Origin of the sequence: Hymenobacter sp. AT01-02, assembly GCF_000961955.2 — a bacterium.
Classification (GTDB): Bacteria; Bacteroidota; Bacteroidia; order Cytophagales; family Hymenobacteraceae; genus Hymenobacter; species Hymenobacter mucosus.
This window is the reverse complement of sequence record NZ_JZIR02000079.1, coordinates 1-2726: the sequence shown is the minus strand read 5'-3', so window position 1 is coordinate 2726 and position 2726 is coordinate 1. Positions and strand designations below refer to the sequence as shown.

Annotated in this window: 3 protein-coding genes; all 3 read right to left on the bottom strand. The window is 54.0% G+C overall.

The genetic code is table 11. From position 1 onward, the window contains the following. Nucleotides 1–249 precede the first annotated feature (249 nt). Nucleotides 250–1074 (bottom strand): helix-turn-helix domain-containing protein, encoded by an 825-nt coding sequence (locus VI25_RS19100; protein WP_055562746.1) that lies wholly within the window; start codon nucleotides 1072–1074, stop codon nucleotides 250–252. Between the two features lie 15 nt (nucleotides 1075–1089). Next, the gene (locus VI25_RS19095; protein WP_045690655.1) at nucleotides 1090–1902 is read right to left on the bottom strand and encodes an oxidoreductase; all 813 of its coding nucleotides are present in this window, start codon (nucleotides 1900–1902) and stop codon (nucleotides 1090–1092) included. A 300-nt stretch (nucleotides 1903–2202) separates the two neighbouring features. Further along, nucleotides 2203–2406, bottom strand: coding sequence for a hypothetical protein (locus tag VI25_RS19090; RefSeq protein WP_055562745.1), 204 nt, complete (start codon nucleotides 2404–2406; stop codon nucleotides 2203–2205). Between the last annotated feature and the right edge of the window lie 320 nt (nucleotides 2407–2726).

The window sequence follows — 2726 nt, the reverse complement described above, 5'->3', positions numbered from 1 at the left end:
GCATTGCCCACTACCGCGAATATTGGAACCCTACTTGGATTCTCGAGGCCTTTATTCCGACCTCCGTGGAAGGGGCGAATCACGTCGGCAGCTAACGGGAGCGGATTACTTTACCGAAACGCCACCTGGCACGTCATGCTGAGCTTGTCGAAGCATCTTTACCGCTTCGTTGAATATAGCTGACGAAGCGGTAGGGATGCTTCGACAGGCCCAGCATAATCATAACCTGAAACCAACCCCAACAATCTCTTAGTGGCCGCTTACCCGCGCGGGGTGTTGCAATGCAGTTGGAGACTGGCCGAACTGCTTTTTGAACGCGAACGAAAAGTGCGACAAGGTTTCAAAGCCTAATTCCAGATAAATGTCGGAAGGACGTTTGTCGCGGTTGGTAATTAGAAAATAAGCCTGCTCTAACCGTTGTTTTTGCAGCCACTTTTCGGGGGTGCAATCAAAAATCTTTACAAAATCACGCTTGAAGGTAGACAAGCTCCTGCCTGTTAATTTGGCAAATTGCGCCAGCGGAATATTGTAGAAGAAATTATGTTTCATATATGCTTCCAGGTCGATTTTATGTGGCTCGCTAAAATCGAATAGAAAGTTTTTTAGCGCCGGATTGCGCAGCAGCAGTGCAATAACTTCGGTGGTTTTCGCTTGTGCTAAAATTGAGGTTAGCTTTTCCGGCTGGTCAAAATACGGCAGCAGCGAATTGAAGTAGCCGGTGAGGAAAGCGTCATGTTCTATTATGACAACCGGCTCGCCCGTGTAGGGTGCACTTGCTTTTATCTCGTGCGCGGCACTGTATTCTTTGAGTGCTTTCTGGGTTAAAAACACCGTAATCGTGGCAAACGGCTTCGGGCTGTCCGGCTTCTTGGTGACCCGCAGCAGTTGGTTTCGTTTCACCAAACACAAGGAGCCGGTCGGGTAGGTTATCACGCCACTGTCTGTTTGATGCTCTGCACTGCCCGACGTGATAATGCCGATGTAGGTTTCGTACACAAACGGGTCGTGGCCGAAGGGCGTTTGCCCTTCGCAGGTATACAGGATAATGTTGTCGACGATTTGCGCGTGCTCCATAACAATGACGGGTCTCTATTTCATTTGGCTCATCAAGATCCTGTCTAACATTTTATCCGGCAGCACACTCCGCAAAAATAACATTGGCTTGGCCATGTACCCGCCGACGTATCTGGTTTTCGGGTGCTTGGCAGTAATGCTTTCCTGCACGAGTTGGGCAATGACCAGCGGTTCGGGAACATTCGTCGCCAACTGCTTAAACGACTTAACAAATGCCGTGGTCAAGTCACTGTAGGCAGTCTGGCCCGACACGCGCAGCAAACTGTCAACGGCAATGTCGCCCCACTCGGATTTCGTGCCGCCCGGCTCAATCACAATTACGTCAATGCCGAATTGCTGTACTTCCAAGCGCAGGGCATCGCTCAAGGCTTCCAGGGCGAATTTACTAGCGTGGTACCAAGCCCCCAACGGAGACGCGATTTTACCGCCCACCGAAGAAACGTTTACGATTTTTCCATAGGTATTCTGCCGCATTTTCGGTAGCACAAGTTGGGTCAACCGCATGGCCCCGAACACGTTTACCTCCAGCTGGTATTTGGCCTCGTGCATAGCCACGTCCTCCACCGCTCCGTACGAGCCGAAGCCCGCATTATTCACTAGAATGTCAATACTGCCAGCCTCGTTGAAAATACGTTCCACGCAAGCCGTCATGCTTTCCTCTTGGGTTACGTCTAACGCAATGGGAATGATGCCATACCCTTTCAGGTCCTGCATTTTTTCGATTCGCCGTGCCGCCCCATACACGCGGTAGCCGTGTTGGGCTAATAAAATGGCTGTGGCTTTGCCAATGCCGGCGGATGCCCCGGTAACTAAGACGGTCTTTTTCATGATTGTTGCTCGTTGGTTGATACAAAAGTAGGCTGGCATGTACCGGCCCAGGTTTCGTGAAACGTCCAAACTAGTGTCGTGAAACGTTCAGGGGCGTAGGCGATAACCGAAGCTGATTTGCCAGCGCGAGAGCCGAAATTCCTGCCGCGCGTCGAACGGCGTATAGCCAGGTGAGCCACGAATCAAGGCCTGGTGGGCTTACCACGTGTTCAGCTGCCTGCGGTAGGCGGCCAGCACGTCGGCCAGTACGCCTACCTGCCAGCAACGGTCTGCACGCCCACGTCCGGCACCAGCAACGGATCAGGCAGAAACGTACCCAGGAAGCGCAAGGTGCACGGCTGGACGCCACATTCCAGCCTTGTTGGCGGGCCGCCAGCGCGTAGCCAGCAACGTCTGATTCGCTGGTCTCAGGTCAAAAAATTGGCTCAGTTGCTCCGGGCGGGGGGCAGCGTGAAAGCAACCGAAGCCGTCGGCTTGCTTATCACTGAGAAATTCGACGGACATAGGCGGAGCGATAAAGAAACGAGTAGGAGCGTTTTGGGCGAACCTGTTTTTTGGACGTGTTTATGAGGCCAGCCAGCGCCTGTTGGCCCCCGCCCCCGCAGCTGGTTGGGTGGCAGCAAAAAGCCCCCCGCCGGTTTGGGCGGGGGGGCTTTTTTGCCAAGTGACCAAGGGAGCTACTCTTTCACGAACCGGAGGCGGGTGGTGGCCGTGGGGGAAGGTACCTCTACCAGGTACAGCCCGGCGGGCAGCTCGCGCACGTCGAGCGGGCTGTCGGATCCGCTCAGGGCAGCGCTACGCAGCATACGGCCCGTCATGCTCAG